17 protein-coding genes are annotated in these 15765 nt (G+C 72.9%); 6 read left to right on the forward strand and 11 right to left on the reverse strand.

Going from position 1 to position 15765, the window contains the following annotated elements:
• Positions 1-38: 38 nt before the first annotated feature.
• Positions 39-1328, reverse strand: coding sequence for an MFS transporter (locus DDJ31_RS24035; protein WP_127178302.1), 1290 nt, complete (start codon positions 1326-1328; stop codon positions 39-41).
• Positions 1329-1391: 63 nt separating this feature from the next.
• Here DDJ31_RS24035 and DDJ31_RS24040 point away from each other — a divergent pair, with 63 nt between their 5' ends.
• Complete coding sequence (locus tag DDJ31_RS24040; protein WP_127178301.1) at positions 1392-2369, forward strand: LysR family transcriptional regulator; 978 nt, start codon at positions 1392-1394, stop codon at positions 2367-2369.
• Here the strand turns inward: DDJ31_RS24040 and DDJ31_RS24045 are convergent.
• Positions 2352-3113, reverse strand: a complete 762-nt coding sequence (locus DDJ31_RS24045; RefSeq protein ID WP_127178300.1) for an alpha/beta hydrolase — start codon at positions 3111-3113, stop codon at positions 2352-2354. The genes DDJ31_RS24040 and DDJ31_RS24045 overlap by 18 nt on opposite strands.
• 123 nt (positions 3114-3236) lie before the next feature.
• Between DDJ31_RS24045 and DDJ31_RS24050 the strand changes: the two genes are divergently transcribed.
• The gene (locus DDJ31_RS24050; protein WP_127178299.1) at positions 3237-4394 is read left to right on the forward strand and encodes an adenosine deaminase; all 1158 of its coding nucleotides are present in this window, start codon (positions 3237-3239) and stop codon (positions 4392-4394) included.
• 138 nt (positions 4395-4532) lie between these two features.
• A complete protein-coding gene (locus DDJ31_RS24055) occupies positions 4533-4886 on the forward strand; it encodes an ATP-binding protein (RefSeq protein ID WP_127178298.1) in 354 nt (117 codons plus the stop codon).
• 75 nt (positions 4887-4961) lie between these two features.
• Here the strand turns inward: DDJ31_RS24055 and DDJ31_RS24060 are convergent, their stop codons facing one another.
• The 5 genes from DDJ31_RS24060 to afsQ1 form a co-directional block, all read right to left on the reverse strand.
• Positions 4962-5162, reverse strand: a complete 201-nt coding sequence (locus DDJ31_RS24060; protein WP_127178297.1) for a PspC domain-containing protein — start codon at positions 5160-5162, stop codon at positions 4962-4964.
• An 84-nt stretch (positions 5163-5246) separates the two neighbouring features.
• Entirely contained in the window at positions 5247-5798 is a 552-nt protein-coding gene (locus DDJ31_RS24065; RefSeq protein ID WP_127178296.1) for a VanZ family protein, read from the reverse strand.
• 314 nt (positions 5799-6112) lie between these two features.
• A complete protein-coding gene (locus DDJ31_RS24070) occupies positions 6113-6715 on the reverse strand; it encodes a hypothetical protein (protein WP_127178295.1) in 603 nt (200 codons plus the stop codon).
• Positions 6712-8295, reverse strand: coding sequence for a sensor histidine kinase (locus DDJ31_RS24075; protein WP_127178294.1), 1584 nt, complete (start codon positions 8293-8295; stop codon positions 6712-6714). The genes DDJ31_RS24070 and DDJ31_RS24075 overlap by 4 nt, the downstream gene beginning before the upstream one ends.
• Entirely contained in the window at positions 8292-8969 is a 678-nt protein-coding gene (afsQ1, locus tag DDJ31_RS24080) for a two-component system response regulator AfsQ1 (RefSeq protein WP_127178293.1), read from the reverse strand. The genes DDJ31_RS24075 and afsQ1 overlap by 4 nt, the downstream gene beginning before the upstream one ends.
• 230 nt (positions 8970-9199) lie before the next feature.
• Here afsQ1 and DDJ31_RS24085 point away from each other — a divergent pair, with 230 nt between their 5' ends.
• A complete protein-coding gene (locus tag DDJ31_RS24085) occupies positions 9200-9943 on the forward strand; it encodes a SigE family RNA polymerase sigma factor (protein WP_127178292.1) in 744 nt (247 codons plus the stop codon).
• A 244-nt stretch (positions 9944-10187) separates the two neighbouring features.
• Here the strand turns inward: DDJ31_RS24085 and DDJ31_RS24090 are convergent, their stop codons facing one another.
• Complete coding sequence (locus DDJ31_RS24090) at positions 10188-10823, reverse strand: uridine kinase family protein (protein ID WP_127178291.1); 636 nt, start codon at positions 10821-10823, stop codon at positions 10188-10190.
• Positions 10824-10950: 127 nt separating this feature from the next.
• Between DDJ31_RS24090 and DDJ31_RS24095 the strand changes: the two genes are divergently transcribed.
• A complete protein-coding gene (locus DDJ31_RS24095) occupies positions 10951-11367 on the forward strand; it encodes a hypothetical protein (RefSeq protein WP_127178290.1) in 417 nt (138 codons plus the stop codon).
• A gap of 111 nt (positions 11368-11478) precedes the next feature.
• Here the strand turns inward: DDJ31_RS24095 and DDJ31_RS24100 are convergent, their stop codons facing one another.
• From DDJ31_RS24100 to deoC, 3 genes are read right to left on the reverse strand one after another with little or no spacing between them, the layout of a single operon-like run.
• Complete coding sequence (locus DDJ31_RS24100) at positions 11479-12369, reverse strand: aldehyde dehydrogenase family protein (protein WP_127178289.1); 891 nt, start codon at positions 12367-12369, stop codon at positions 11479-11481.
• Positions 12362-13813, reverse strand: a complete 1452-nt coding sequence (locus tag DDJ31_RS24105) for an aldehyde dehydrogenase family protein (RefSeq protein ID WP_127178288.1) — start codon at positions 13811-13813, stop codon at positions 12362-12364. The genes DDJ31_RS24100 and DDJ31_RS24105 overlap by 8 nt, the downstream gene beginning before the upstream one ends.
• 6 nt (positions 13814-13819) lie before the next feature.
• The gene (gene deoC, locus DDJ31_RS24110) at positions 13820-14776 is read right to left on the reverse strand and encodes a deoxyribose-phosphate aldolase (protein WP_127182628.1); all 957 of its coding nucleotides are present in this window, start codon (positions 14774-14776) and stop codon (positions 13820-13822) included.
• Between the two features lie 127 nt (positions 14777-14903).
• Here deoC and DDJ31_RS24115 point away from each other — a divergent pair, with 127 nt between their 5' ends.
• Positions 14904-15707 carry a PH domain-containing protein gene (locus DDJ31_RS24115; RefSeq protein WP_127178287.1) on the forward strand — a complete coding sequence of 268 codons (804 nt, stop codon included), beginning with the start codon at positions 14904-14906 and terminating at the stop codon, positions 15705-15707.
• Positions 15708-15765: the final 58 nt, after the last annotated feature.

A 15765-nucleotide genomic window follows, 5' to 3' on the forward strand; every position in this document is an offset into this window, starting at 1 on the left:
AAGCGCTCACTGGCCCGCGCGCGCCGCCGGGCCGCCGTCTAGCGGGCCGTCGCCGGCTCCGTGACGGACGCCGTCCTGGCCGCGCGGGTGCCCGCGACCGTGATCGTCACGACGCCCAGCACCGCCAGCAGCCCGACCCCGACGGTGCCGCTCCAGCCGCCCGCGTGGAAGGCCATCGCGCCGACCGTGCTGCCCACGCTGGAGCCGATGTAGTACGACGACTGGTAGAGCGCCGACGCCTGCGCCCGCCCGTGCGTCGCGGTCCTGCTGACCGCCGACGACGCCACCGCGTGCCCCGCGAAGAAGCCCGCGGTGATCAGCACGAGACCGAGCAGCACCGGCACCAGCGAGTCGGCGAGCGACAGCAGCAGCCCCGCCGTCGTCGTACCGCCCGCCAGGTAGAACGTGCCGCGGCGGCCCAGCCGGTCCACCAGCCGGCCGGCCGTGGACGCCGACACCGTGCCCACCAGGTACACCAGGAAGATCGAACCGACCACGCCCTGCGCGAGACCGAACGGCTGCGCGGTCAGCCGGTAGCCGATCACCGTGTACACCCCGCCGAAGACGGTCATGAACAGCGCGCCGATCGCGTACAGGCGGCGCAGCAGCGGGTCGGAGAGATGGTCGCGGACCGTGCCGAACAGCACCCGGGGGCGCAGCGAGCCCGCCGTGAAGTGGGCCGGCGCCGGCAGCAGCAGCCGGAAGGCGACCGCGCAGCCGACCGCGAGGACACCGATCACGCCGACCGCGATCCGCCACCCCCACTCCTGGGCCACCCAGCCGGTGATGATCCGGCCGCTCATCCCGCCGACGCTGTTGCCCGCCACGAAGAGGCCGATCGCCGTGACCAGCGCCCGCGGCCTGACCTCCTCGGCGAGGTACGCCGTCGCCGACGCGGGCAGCCCGGCGAGCGCCGCGCCCTGGACCGCGCGCAGCGCCACCAGCGCGCCGATCGACGGCGCGAACGGCACCAGCAGGCCGACGGAGACGGCGACCGCGAGGGAGGCCGTCATCACGGTACGGCGGCCGAACCGCTCGGACAGGGCGCTCATCGGCAGCACGAACAGTGCGAGTCCGCCGGTCGCCGCCGCCACCGTCCAGCTCGCGTCGCTCGCCGCCACCCCGAACTCGCCCGAGATCAGCGGCAGGAGGGCCTGGGTGGAGTAGAGGAGGGCGAAGGTCGCGACGCCCGCGAGGAAGAGGGCGAAGCTCATCCGGCGGTAGCCGGGGCCGCCCGGTGCCAGCCGGGTGTCGGCGGCGGGTTCGGGAGCGGGGGACGGGGCGTGGGCGGCCACGGTGGTGGACGCCCCGGTACTGGCGGGAGACATGGGTCGAAGGTACGGACGGCCCCTTTCATCCGTCCAATGCACGGACTGGCCATAATCGTTCCCATGGCGCATGAACAGAGGTCAGAGGGTTACCTGTCACCGTCCAGTGACACAGAAGACATGGTGCTCTCGCTGGTGCCGCGGCTCGCGCACTTCGCCGGGGTGGCCAGGACCGAGCACGTCACCCGGGCCGCGGCCGGGATGCGGGTCCCGCAGTCCACGCTCTCCCGGGCGCTGGTGCGGCTCGAACACGACCTCGGTGTCGAGCTGTTCGCCCGGCGCGGCCGCACGGTCTCCCTCACCCCGGCCGGGCGCACCTTCCTCGGTTCGGTGGAGCGGGCCCTCGCGGAGATCGGGCGGGCGGTCGAGGAGGTGCGCGCCGACGCCGACCCGGCCACCGGCAAGGTCGCCTTCGGGTTCCTGCACACCATGGGCGCCGAGACGGTACCCGGTCTGCTCCAGGCGTTCCGCGCCGACCATCCCCGGATCCGCTTCGCGCTGGTCCAGAACTACGGCGAGGCGATGCTCGAGCGGCTGCGCGCGGGGGAGCTCGACCTCTGTCTGACCTCGCCGGTCCCGGACGCCCCCGACCTGGTCGCCCGCCGTCTCGACGAGCAGAAGCTGCGGCTGGTGGTGCCCGCCGACCACCGGCTGGCGGGACGCCGCAGGATCCGGCTCGCGGAGGCCGCCGAGGAGACCTTCGTGACCCTGGAACCCGGCTACGGGCTGCGCCGGATCACCGACGCGGTCTGCGAGGAGGCGGGGTTCCGGCCGCGGGTCGCCTTCGAGGGCGAGGAGGCCGAGACCCTGCGGGGCCTGGTCGCGGCGGGGCTCGGGGTGGCCCTGCTGCCGCCGCCGGTCTTCCCCCGCCCGGGGGTGGTGGAGCTGACGGTGACGGCCCCGCGCGCGGTCCGGGAGATCGGCCTCGCCTGGCTCGACGGCCACCCCGACACCCCGCCGGTCGCGGCCTTCAAGAGGTTCCTGCTGGCCCGCAGGGGCAATCTGCTGGCCCGCCCGGCGCCGCTACCGCCCGCGCAGTGACTTCCCGAAACCGGCCGCGAGCGGCATCCGCAGGCCCAGCGGTGGCGGTGCGGCGAGGGCGTCCTCCACCGGCCGCGCGAAGGACCGTCCGAAGAGGGTTCCCATCACGAAGTCCTGCGCCAGCGCGTGCACTTCGGACCGGTACTGGTGCAACCCGTGGCCGTCCGCGTGCACTTCGAACCGGCACACCTCCCGGTTCGCCTTCTTCGCCCGCGCCGCGAGGCGGAACGACAGTTCGGGGTCGGTCCGCCGGTCGTTGGTGCCGTGCACGATGAGCACCCGCCGGCCCACCAGTTGCCTCACCGGTTCGGGCGGCGCCGCCATGTCGTCCTCGGGGAGCCAGGGGGCGATCGCCAGCACCGAGCTGACGGCGTCGTGGCCGCCCGAGCGGAGCGCGGCCCTGCCGCCCATGTCGACGCCCGCCAGGCAGACCGGGACGTCACCGTAGCGCCTGACGATCTCGTCGGCGGCCCAGGTCGCGTCCTGGGCGAGCTGCGCCTGGCCGCCGTTCCAGCCCCGGCCGCGGTAGCGCACGACGTGCACCGCGAGGCCGTCGGCGCGGCCCGCGCGGGCGAGCCTGCGGCCGAGCGCCCTGACCGAGGCGGCCGCGAGCGGCGACGGTCCGCGGGACGACTCCTCGTCGCCGCCGGGCAGCAGCAGGACCGCCCCGCTCACCGCCGTCGGCTCCGGTCCGAACGCCCTGCCCAGCCGGGCCCGTCGAACCGGCGTCGCTTGGTGTGCCATGACAGAACAGTGTCAGAAGCGTCGGTGTACGCGACCCGTCCGTGCGGTCACCGTTCAATATCGACAGCGATCACCTGTGGGCGACTCCCGGTGATCTACGCGCGTAGGAGTTAGAGTGCGGAAATGACGAGCCAGAGCACCGCGAACACCCCGACGCCGGACCAGATCCGCCGGGCGCCGAAGGTTCTGCTGCACGACCATCTCGACGGCGGCCTGCGCCCGGCCACCGTCGTCGACCTCGCCCGCGCGAGCGGCTACCCGCATCTGCCCGACACCGATCCCGACAAGCTCGGCCTCTGGTTCAGGGAGGCCGCCGACTCCGGGTCGCTCGAACGCTATCTGGAGACGTTCTCGCACACCGTCGGCGTGATGCAGACCCGGGACGCGCTGGTGCGGGTGGCCCGCGAGTGCGCCGAGGACCTGGCCGCCGACGGCGTCGTCTACGCCGAGGTGCGGTACGCGCCCGAACAGCACCTGGAGGGCGGGCTCGGCCTCGAAGAGGTCGTCGACGCCGTCAACGAGGGCTTCAGGGAAGGCGAACGGCTGGCCCGCGAGGCCGGGCACCGCATCCGGGTCGGCGCGCTGCTCACCGCGATGCGGCACGCGGCCCGCTCCCTGGAGATCGCCGAACTCGCCAACCGCCACCGGGACCTGGGCGTCGTCGGCTTCGACATCGCGGGCGCCGAGGCCGGTTTCCCGCCCACCAGGCACCTCGACGCCTTCGAGTACCTGAAGCGGGAGAACAACCATTTCACGATCCACGCGGGTGAGGCGTTCGGGCTGCCGTCCATCTGGCAGGCGCTCCAGTGGTGCGGCGCCGACCGGCTCGGGCACGGGGTGCGGATCATCGACGACATCGAGGTCGCCGCGGACGGCGGGGTCACGCTGGGGCGGCTGGCCTCCTACGTGCGCGACAAGCGCGTCCCGCTGGAGCTGTGCCCCAGTTCCAACCTCCAGACCGGGGCCGCCGCCTCCTACGCCGAGCACCCGATCGGGCTGCTGCGGCGGCTGCATTTCCGGGCCACGGTCAACACGGACAACCGCCTCATGTCGGGCACCAGTATGAGCCGGGAATTCGCGCACCTTGTCGACGCCTTCGGTTACACGCTCGACGACATGCAGTGGTTCTCCGTCAATGCGATGAAATCAGCGTTCATTCCTTTCGACGAACGGCTGGCCATGATCAACGACGTGGTGAAGCCCGGATACGCGGAACTGAAATCCGAATGGCTGTTCCAGCGGACCGCCTCCACCAGCGGTTCCGCTGAATCGGCGGGCTGAACAGGGCAGTTCGGGGCAGCTGAATGCGGACAGGTTATTCACAACCCGTCCGCATTTCGATGTTTGCGGCCGGTCGCTTCGCGTGTTTACGTTCTCGAACCGCTCGTCCCCCGTACCCCCATTTCGAGGACGCATTCCATGAAGCAGTCTGCTGCCAAGACCCTCGGTGTCGCCGCCCTCGGCGCCGCCTTCGCCGCCGTCGGCGCGGGTGCCGCGAACGCGGCCCCGGCTGTCCCGGACGCGACCCAGGCGCTCGGCTCCGTCGCCCAGACCCTGCCCGCCCAGAACCTCGCCTCCGCGGTGCCGGGTGCGGGACAGGCGCTGAGCCAGGGCACCACCGCCCTCCAGGCGGGCGTAACCGCCGTGCAGCCGGCCGCGGAGCGCCTCCTCTCCGAGGGCCCCACCGCCCCCGTCAAGGGCCTCCTCGGCGGCCTCCCGCTCGGCCAGCTGCCCACCCACGGGCTGCCCCTGAACGGCATCCCGCTGGGCTGAACCGCCCTCGGCACGCCGATGGGGCGCACCCCGCTCGAACACGGGGTGCGCCCCATCGGCGTACGCGCGGGCCGGTCACCAGGCGGTGCGGGCCTTGTCCTCCGAGGGCAGCAGCACCCACAGCGCGATGTAGAGCAGGAACTGCGGTCCCGGCAGCAGACACGACAGCAGGAAGATCACCCGCATCGTCGTCGCGGAGGTGCCGAAGCGCCGCGCCAGCGCAGCGCACACTCCGCCGAGGACACGGCCTTGGGTGGGGCGGGCAAGGGCGGACATCCGCGGCTCCTTCGTGAGGATCGGTACGGGGCGGGTGCCCCATGACCCTCACGCTATGCGGACCGCCCGGCCCCGGGCATCGCCCTACGGTGCGATGCCCACCCTGGGAATCGTCGGGGTCCGACCCTGAAGCACGTCCTCCTGGACGGCCGGCGCACGCCGCCCGCGCCCGTCCCGGCGCCGCGCCCGGCGGCGCCCGGCGGGCACCACCAGAACGTGCGCGAGCAGCACGCCCGCCGTGTTCAGCAGCACCGTGTCGACGTCCGGGACCCGGCCGGGCACCCCGGTCTGCGCCAGGGTGATGGCCACCGAGACGAGGGCGCCCGCCGACGCCGTCCGCACCAGGGAGCCGAGCGGGGACGCCTGGAGCCTGCCGTGCGCCAGCGGGATCAGCACCCCCAGCGGCGCCAGCAGCGCGAGGCCCGCGGCGATCCGGCGGACCGGGGCCGCGCCGCCCAGGGCGAGGTCGGCGCGGATCCCGGCGAACGGACGCAGATTGGCGGGCCGCACCCACAGGACGTCCAGCGGACGCAGGGTGAGCCAGAGGACGAGCGCCAGGTGCACGACCAGGAGGACACCTGCCGTCACCCGGACGTGGTTCGCGGCGCTGCCGCCGATGGAGCCTTCACGCTGCACGCACCCCAAGACGCCGGGCCCGGCGGAATCGGTTCCGGCTCACCACGAGGCGGCCGGATGAGGCGTCCGCCACACCCGCCGTCCGCCACCGTCCGCTGTCCGCCGCGCCCGCCGCGCCCGCGGTCCTCCGAACCCCGCGGTCCTCCGAACCCCGCGGTCCTCCGAACCCCGCGGTCCTCCGAACCCCGCGGTCCTCCGAACCCCGCGGTCCTCCGAACCCCGCCGTCCGCCGCGTCCGCTGTCCGCCGAACCCGCCGTCCGCCGAACCCGCTGTCCGCCACGCCCCGTGGCCCCCGGGCCGCCGTACCCCGCCGTCAGCCGCCGGTGATCTCCGCCGACGGTGGCTGGCGGCTGCCGGGTCTGGCCCGTACCTCGTCCGTGCACTGGTAGCGGCGCAGCCGGTCGTCGCCGGGGCCGCCCAGGATCACCGAACCGTCGCCCTCGGCCGCCGCCGAGTCGGAGAACGTGCACACGATCTGCGCAAGCGCGTACGACGTGAGGTCGCCGGGCGAGCTGCTCAGCCGCAGCGTGTCCTCCGGGTCACCGCGGCGCGGCCCGGCCACCGTCATGCCGCCGCGCACGTCCGTCGTGTACCCGGCCTCCTGCTCCGAGGGCGAGGGCGTCGCCGTCAGCTCGTCCAGCAGGCCCTGCGCGACCAGGACCCGCCGCGCCGAGTCCGCCGTGCCGTCCGGGACCCGCACCGTGCGGTCCACCGCGACCAGCGACGACCCGCACAGCAGGAACACCTGCACCGGCAGCCCACGCGACGACTGCGTCGAGACGTCGGGTTCGGCCAGCGAGCACTGCACCCGCGAGGGCGCGGCACCGAAGTCCGTCGGCACCTCCGTGGCGCGGATGCCGCACCCGGTGAGCACGGCGGCGAGCAACGGCAGCGCCAGCAGCCTGCGGCCCCTCATCGGATCTCCCCCTCGGCCCCGGCCGGCCCGTCCACGGCGCCCGGCTCCTCCGTCAGCTCCGAGATGTCCCGGGGCAGCCGCAGCGTGAACACCGCGCCGCCGTCAGGGGAGTTGGCGGCCGTCAGCTCACCGCCGTGGATGCGGGCGTTCTCCGTGGCGATGGAGAGGCCGAGGCCGCTGCCGTCGGAACGCGGCCGGGACGCGCTCGCCTTGTAGAAGCGGTCGAAGACGTGCGGCAGGATGTCCTCCGGGATGCCGGGCCCGTGGTCGCGGACGGCGATGACGACCTCGTCGCCCCGCTCGCCCGCCATCCGCACCGACACCCGCACCGGGGAGCCGCCGTGCTTGAGGGCGTTGCCGATCAGGTTGGCCATGATGACGTCCAGGCGGCGCGGGTCGAGCCGGGCGTGGATGCCGCGCTCGGCGTCCAGGTCCACCGCGTCGAGCCAGGCCCGCGCGTCGATGCAGGCGGTGATCTGGTCGGCGACGTCGACGTCGTCGAGGACCAGCCGGGCGGTGCCCGCGTCGAAGCGGGTGACCTCCATCAGGTTCTCCACCAGGTCGTTCAGCCGCCGCGTCTCGCTGACCACCAGCCGGACGGCGGGCTCGATCATCGGGTCCACGCTCCCCGACTCCGCCTCCAGCTCGTCCTCCAGGATCTCCGTGACGGCGGTGATCGCGGTGAGCGGGGTCCGCAGCTCGTGGCTCATGTCGGCGACGAACCTGCGGGACGCCTCGTCCCGGCCGGCCATGTCCGCGACCCGTTTCTCCAGGGCCTCCGCCGCCAGGTTGAACGTCCGTGACAGATCGGCGAGTTCATCGGTGCCCGAGACCCGCAGCCGGGTGTCGAGCCGGCCCTCGCCGAGCCGCCTCGCCGCCACCCCGAGCCGGTGCACCGGCTTCAGCACGGTCGTCGCCGCGGCCTGCGCGAGCAGCGCCGAGCCGACCAGCGCGAGCGCCGTCGCGATCCCGAGCGACCAGGCCAGCGAGTTGAGGTCCTTGGCCTCCGGTTCGAGGGACTTCAGCATGTAGCCGGTCGCCCCGCCGTTGATGACCTGCGAACCCGCCACCAGATAGGGGGTGCCGTCGTCGACCACCCGCTGCCAGTACAGGTGGTACGGGTACTTGTTGGCGGAGTCGACCTTCTGTTCCTTGTTCACCGCCTTCTGGAGCGAACGCGGCACCTCCCGCAGGGAGAAGCCGTCCAGCGCGCCCGAAGTGCCGTACACCGCCTTGCCGTCGGCGGACTCGGCGACCAGCAGCACACTGAACCGCTGGCTGCTGTTCGCCATCTGCCCCGCGGTGTGCTGGAGTTCGTCCTGCGACGGATGCTCGGGCAGCGCGCCCGCCCGGTTCTGCATCTCCTGCTGGAAGTCCCGCAGCACCGCGTCCTGGGTGCGGGTGAGGACCGCCTCGCGGTTGAGCCAGTACGCGATGCCCGACGCGGACACCGCCGCGGTGAGCGCCACGAGCCCGAACACGACCACAAGGCGCAGCCGCAGACTGGTGAACCGCAGCCGTGACCAGACCCCCTTGCGACCCGCGAACCAGCCGCGGATCCCCCCGTGCGCGTCGGTCACTGAGGAACGTCCAGGCGGTAACCGACCCCGCGGACCGTACGGATGAGCGTCGGCGACGACGGGACGTCCTCGACCTTGGCGCGCAGCCGCTGCACACACGCGTCCACCAGACGGGAGTCGCCCAGGTAGTCGTGCTCCCACACCAGACGCAGCAACTGCTGCCTGGACAGGGCCTGTCCGGGCCGCCGGCTCAGTTCGAGCAGCAACCGCAGCTCGGTCGGGGTGAGTTGGAGGTCCTCGCCGTTCTTCGTGACGGTCATGGCGGCGCGGTCGATGACGAGGCTGCCGAAGGCCGCCGCGTCGTTCGCCTCGCGCTCACCGCGCCGCAGCACGGCCCGGATGCGGGCGTCGAGGACCCGCCCCTGCACGGGTTTGACGACGTAGTCGTCCGCGCCCGACTCCAGGCCGACGACCACGTCGATGTCGTCGCTGCGCGCGGTCAGCAGGATGATCGGGAGCTGGTCGGTGCGCCGGATGCGCCGGCACACCTCGAACCCGTCGATGCCGGGCAGCATCACGTCCAGCACGATCAGGTCGGGGCGCTGCTCACGCAGCAGCTTCAGGCCGTCCTCTCCGGTGGCAGCGGTGGCCACCCGGTGTCCCTGGCGCGTCAGTGAGAGCTCCAGGGCCGTACGGATGGCGTCGTCGTCCTCGATCAGCAACAGGGAAGGCACGGGGCTCATTCTGGCCCATGGCGGGGTGGGGTTTCGACTCCTGTGCGGGTACGTGCCCTTACCGCCCCGTTCTGTGATCGTCCTGTGTACACCGTGCGACGGGCCCCTGTGACAGCTCTGTGACAGTCGGCGGACACGGTCATGAAGTGACCCCGGCAAGCTTCTCGGCACAGGCAAGGCAGCACCGCCTGGCAAGCGGAACACCGGAAGTCCACGACGGGGGGCGCGAGATGAACACGCTGCACAGCACCAGCAACAGCGCGGTGGTCACGCGGCTGCACGACGTGGGCCGGGGTTCGGAGAAGTCCGGTGCCGTGAACTTGCGGGGGTGCGCTCACGGCACCGGGCGTCAGCACACCGCCTACATGACGGTGGTCGACGCCCGCACGGGGGACGCGGGGGAGACGGGGGAGAGCGCGTACAGGGAGGACACGGGGGAGCGTCGTTCACTGTCCGAGGCGGAGTTCACCGCCTACGTCCAGGAGCGCCGCGCCTCCCTGTACGCCACCGCCTACCACCTCACGGGGGACCGGTTCGAGGCCGAGGACCTGTTGCAGAGCGCGCTGTTCTCGACGTACCGGGCGTGGGAGCGGATCACCGACAAGGCCGCGGTCGGCGGCTATCTGCGCCGGACCATGACCAATCTGCACATCAGCGCGTGGCGCCGCCGCAAGCTGAACGAGTACCCGACCGAGGAACTGCCGGAGACGCCCGGCGACACGGACGCGATGCGCGGCACCGAACTGCGCGCCGTCCTGTGGCAGGCGCTCGCCCGGCTGCCCGAACTCCAGCGCACGATGCTGGTCCTGCGGTACTACGAGGGCCGCACCGACCCGGAGATCGCGGACATACTCGACATCAGTGTCGGCACGGTGAAGTCGAGCATCTGGCGCTCCCTGCGCCGGCTGCGCGAGGACGAGGTCCTCAGCTTCGGCCGTGACGAGGAGGACGCCTTCGGCGAGTTGGTGGCCTGAAGGTGACGGGGGGAACGAGGGAACGGTGACCGCCCCGGGGGGAGCGGTGACCGGACACGGGGGACCGAGGGGGGACGGGGGACACGGGGGACACGGGGGAAAACGGGGGGAGAGCGGGACTGGAGGGCCGGGGGGTCCCGCCAGTCCCGCTCTCATGTGTGCGTCCGGAGGCAGCCGTGGCCCGGGAGGTCCTTCCGCGGGCGGGTCCTCACCCTCGGACGCGGACGGCACCCGGTCCGTTCGGTCAGGGCGTCGGTGACGCGGCCGGGTCGCGGCCCACCGCCGCGGCGGCCAGCCGGCCCAGCGCCTCGTCCTTGGAGCAGGGGTGCGCGCCGAGGGCCGTCTGACGGACCACGATCGAGCGTTCCTGGCGCATCAGCCGCCAGCCGCGCCGCACCAGGAACGGCACCGACTTGCGGCCCTCGCGCAGATCGCGCACGAAGCGGCGGCGGAAGGTGCGCAGCGGACCGCGGCTCAGGCACAGCGCGTCGGCCAGCAGGCCCAGTTCCCGGCAGCGGCCCACTATCTCGGCCGCGAAGATGCCCTCCGCCACGAACAGCGGGGTCCTGGCGATGTCGACGGTCTCGGTGCCGGTGCGGGCGCTGAGCGAGATGTCGTACACCGGCACCTCGGTACGTCCGGCCCGGCACAGCTCCGCGATCGCGGCGACCGCCGCCTCCGTGTCCCAGGACCCCGGATGGTCCCAGTCGATGTCCGAACTCCCCGCCACCAGCGGCAGCGTCGGGTCGTCACCCTCTTTGTAGAAGTCGTCGAGCCGCAGCACCGGCAGTCCCGAGCGGGCGGCGACGAGGGACTTGCCCGAGCCCGAGGGGCCGCAGAGCAGCACGACACGGGCGGAGGAGGGGAGATGGATGCTCACGGGACACCAGTTTGACGCATCCCGTACCCGCTGCCGACCCCGCGGGTCGACTTTGGAGCGCGCGTCACACCTCAACTACCCTGTGTGCTGACCTGATTACACTGCGCACCAGAAGGTGGCACCAGCGATGGCACGACAAGCGCCCTCCCCCCGACCGACCGCCCAGCGCGCCCTGATCGCCCTCGCCACCGCGGGAGCGGCCCTCGGCGCGGGCGCCGCGACGGCCTCCGCCGCCGACTCCGCCCCGGTGGTGGACGTCATGCGGACCCGGCCCACGTCCCTCGGGAAGATCGACCCGCAGTCCGGCCTCCAGGCGCTGACCGGCTCGGTCGGCTACGTCACGGGCCCGCTCGCCGGACTCAAGCCCAACCCGCTGGCCGGCACCGGCGTCGACCCGCTGGACAACGGCGTCGGCACCCAGCTCGCCGACTTCAAGGCCCTCAACACCCAGATGCTGACGGCGCCGGTCGCCCAGGCGTCCTCCATCGGCAACCTGCCGCTGGTGGGGCAGGCGACGGGGCTGTTGGGGGGTCTGGGCGGCTGAGGCCCGCAGGGCGCGAGGAAGCCGCGCCCGCCCCGGACGGAGGGCGGACGCGGCTTCCGGTTCCAGGGCCCCGTCCGTACGCGGACGCGGCTTCCGGTTCCGGGGCCCGCGTCAGTACGAGGAGCCGCCCGCGCCCAGCGAACCCGTCGGGTGCCAGACCGTCTTCGTCTCCAGGAACGGCGTCAGGCGGTCCGTGCCCGGGTCCGCCGACCAGTCGTCCACAGGCTGTGGACGCAGCACGCGCTTCAGGTTGCCGGCCGCCGCGATCTCCAGCTCCTTCGCCAGCGCCTCGTCGGCGCCCGCGAGGTCGATCGCGTTGACGTCCTGGTGCGCGGCGAGCGGCGCCGCGATCTCCGCCGTCCGGCCGGACAGCACGTTCACCACACCGCCCGGCACGTCCGAGGTGGCCAGCACCTCGCCCAGGGACAGGGCGGGGAGCGGGGCGCGCTCCGAGGCGACGACGACCGCCGTGTTGCCGGTCGCGATCACCGGGGCCAGCACCGAGACCAGGCCGAGGAACGAGGAGTCCTGCGGGGCGACGACGGTGACCACGCCCGTCGGCTCGGGGGACGACAGGTTGAAGTACGGGCCCGCGACCGGGTTCCCGCCGCCCACCAGCTGGGCGATCTTGTCGGTCCAGCCCGCGTACCAGACCCAGCGGTCGATCGCCGCGTCCACCTGCGCCGCCGCCTTGGACTTCGACAGGCCCTCCGCCTCGGCGACCTCACGGGTGAACTGCTCCCGGCGGCCCTCCAGCATCTCGGCGACCCGGTACAGCACCTGGCCGCGGTTGTACGCCGTCGCGCCCGACCAGCCGCCGAACGCCTTGCGCGCGGCCACCACCGCGTCCCTCGCGTCCTTGCGGGACGACTGCGGCGCGTTGGCGAGCCAGTTGCCCTTGGAGTCCGTCACCTCGTACACCCGGCCGCTCTCGGAACGCGGGAACTTGCCTCCCACGTACAGCTTGTAGGTCTTGAAGACGGACAGTCGCGCGTCAGACATCGAGGTACGCCTCCAGGCCGTGCCGGCCGCCCTCGCGGCCGAAGCCCGACTCCTTGTACCCGCCGAACGGCGAGGTCGGGTCGAACTTGTTGAACGTGTTGGACCAGACGACACCCGCCCGGAGCTTGTTCGCGACCGCCAGGATGCGCGAACCCTTCTCCGTCCAGATGCCCGCCGACAGGCCGTACGGCGTGTTGTTGGCCTTCGCGACCGCCTCGTCGGGGGTGCGGAAGGTGAGCACCGAGAGCACCGGGCCGAAGATCTCGTCACGGGCCACCGTGTGGGCCTGGGTGACGTTCGTGAACAGCGTCGGCGCGAACCAGTAACCGGCGGAAGGCAGTTCGCACGCCGGGGACCAGCGCTCGGCGCCCTCCGCCTCGCCCGCCTCGACCAGGGAGGTGATCCGGGCGAGCTGCTCGGCGGAGTTGATCGCGCCGATGTCCGTGTTCTTGTCCAGCGGGTCACCGAGGCGCAGCGTGCCGAGGCGCCGCTTCAGCGCGTCCAGCAGCTCGTCCTCGACCGACTCCTGCACCAGCAGCCGCGAACCCGCGCAGCAGACCTGCCCCTGGTTGAAGAAGATGCCGTTGACGATGCCCTCGACGGCCTGGTCGAGCGGGGCGTCGTCGAAGACGATGTTGGCGCCCTTGCCGCCCAGTTCGAGGGTGAGCTTCTTGCGGGTGCCGGCGACCGTGCGGGCGATCTCCTTGCCGACGGCCGTGGAGCCGGTGAACGCCACCTTGTTCACGTCCGGGTGCGCCACCAGCGCGGCGCCCGCGTCGCCGTACCCGGGAAGGATGTTGACGACACCCCTGGGCAGGCCCGCCTGGCGGCAGATGTCCGCGAAGAACAGCGCCGAGAGCGGGGTCGTCTCGGCCGGCTTCAGGACGACCGTGTTGCCGGTCGCGAGCGCCGGGGCGATCTTCCACGCCAGCATCAGCAGCGGGAAGTTCCACGGGATGACCTGGCCCGCGACGCCCAGCGGACGCGGGTCGGCGCCGTAGCCGGCGTGCCCGAGCTTGTCGGCCCAGCCCGCGTAGTAGAAGAAGTGCGCGGCGACCAGCGGGAGGTCCGCGTCGCGCGTCTCCCGGATCGGCTTGCCGTTGTCGAGGGTCTCCAGGACGGCCAGCTCACGGCTGCGCTCCTGGATGATCCGGGCGATCCTGAACAGGTACTTGGCGCGCTCGGAGCCGGGCAGCGCCGACCACTTCTCGAACGCCTTGCGGGCGGCGCGCACCGCGCGCTCCACGTCCGCCTCGCCCGCGCGGGCGACCTCGGAGAGCACCTCCTCCGACGAGGGCGACACCGTCTTGAAGACCTTGCCCTCGGCCGCCTCGGCGAACTCGCCGTCGATGAACAGGCCGTAGGACGGCGCGATGTCGACGACCGCGCGCGACTCGGGCGCCGGCGCGTACGCGAATGCGGATGCCTGTGATTGCGTCGTCATGGGATCTCAGTCCACCGTCACGTAGTCAGGGCCGGAGTAGCGGCCGGTGGCCAGCTTCTGACGCTGCATCAGCAGGTCGTTCAGGAGCGAGGACGCACCGAAGCGGAACCAGTGGTTGTCGAGCCAGTCGGCGCCCGCGGTCTCGTTGACCAGCACCAGGAACTTGAGCGCGTCCTTGGTGGTGCGGATGCCGCCGGCCGGCTTCACGCCGATCTGGACGCCGGTCTGCGCGCGGAAGTCGCGCACCGCCTCCAGCATCAGCAGGGTGTTGGCCGGTGTCGCGTTCACCGCGACCTTGCCGGTCGACGTCTTGATGAAGTCGGCGCCCGCCAGCATGCCGAGCCAGCTGGCCCGGCGGATGTTGTCGTACGTCGACAGCTCGCCGGTCTCGAAGATGACCTTGAGCCGGGCCGCGGGCCCGCAGGCCTCCTTCACGGCCACGATCTCCTCGTACACCTTCAGGTAGCGGCCCGCGAGGAACGCCCCGCGGTCGATGACCATGTCGATCTCGTCGGCGCCCGCGGCGACCGCGTCGTGGACGTCGGCCAGCTTCACGCCGAGCGCGGCGCGGCCGGCCGGGAAGGCGGTGGCGACGGAGGCGACCTTCACCGGGGAACCGGCCACCGCCTCCTTCGCGACGGCCACCATGTCGGGGTAGACGCAGACGGCCGCCGTGGCGGGCGTCTGCCGGTCGGTCGGGTCGGGGCGCACGGCCTTGACGCCGAGCGCCCGGACCTTGCCCGGGGTGTCCGCGCCTTCCAGCGTCGTCAGATCGACCATCGAGATGGCCAGGTCGATGGCGTACGCCTTCGCGGTCGTCTTGATGGAACGGGTGCCGAGGGAGGCCGCACGGGCCTCGAGGCCGACCGGGTCGACGCCGGGCAGCCCGTGGAGAAAACGGCGCAGCGTGCTGTCGGACGCGGTGACGTCCCCGAGAGCGGGTGCTGTGGGTGCAGTGGGCATGGTCACCAGACGAGCATATCTACGCGCGTAGCGGCTGTACACCCCCGGGTCTCCGTCCGTGACCCGCGGCACCGTCCACGGGCACCGCGTACCGGCGGCGCCGGGGCCGTCGGGCAGAATCGGGAGCATGAGCACCCCGGAACACCCGTCACCCGCGCCGCGGCCCACCGCACCCGAGTCACCCGACCGGGCCTACCGGTCGCCCGCGGCGCTCGCCGGCGGTGTCCTGCTGCTCGGCATCATCGGCTGGCTCGGCATCGACGCGATCGTCAAGGGCCACGGCCGCACCCCCTGGCTGGCCCTCGCCACCCTGCTCCTCGTCGTCCCGCTGGTCGTCGCCTTCACCCTGCGCCCGGCCGTCTTCGCCAACGAGGAGCGGCTGCGCATCCGCAACCCGTTCCGCGTCGTCGTGGTGCCGTGGTCGCGGGTGGTCTCGCTGCGCTCCAGCTTCTCGAACGAGGTCGTCATCGACTCCGGCGCCAAGTACCAGCTCTGGGCGGTGCCGGTCTCGCTGCGCGGCCGCAAGAAGGCGTCCCGCAGGCAGGCCCGCGCGGCGGCCGAGGCGTCCAGGGCGGCCCAGGGCGGCGGCCGGGGCGGACGCGGCTTCGGCGGCGGCTTCAGCGGGTTCGGTGGCGGCTTCGGCGGCTTCGGCGGGACGTCGGACGAGGCTTCCGCGGCCGACGGCCCGGCCCGCGCCGAGACCGACAAGGTCATGGACGACCTGCGCGAACTCCTCGCGGCCCAGGAGTCCCGCGCGACCGGCGGAACCCCCGGGACGGGCGGGACGCCCGGGACCACGCCGGCCGCCGCGACCACGGACCCCACCGCGATCACCCCGCACGGCGAGGTGACCGCACGCTGGGCGTACGAGATCGTCGCCCCGGCCCTCGCGGGCGCGGTGGTGCTGGCGATCCTGCTGGCGACGGGCTGAGCGGGGGGCGAGGGCGGGGCGCCGGGAACCCGGAGCCGGGGGTCAGGCCGCCGGACGG

Origin of the sequence: Streptomyces griseoviridis, assembly GCF_005222485.1 — a bacterium.
In the GTDB taxonomy this organism is placed as follows: Bacteria; Actinomycetota; Actinomycetes; order Streptomycetales; family Streptomycetaceae; genus Streptomyces; species Streptomyces hintoniae.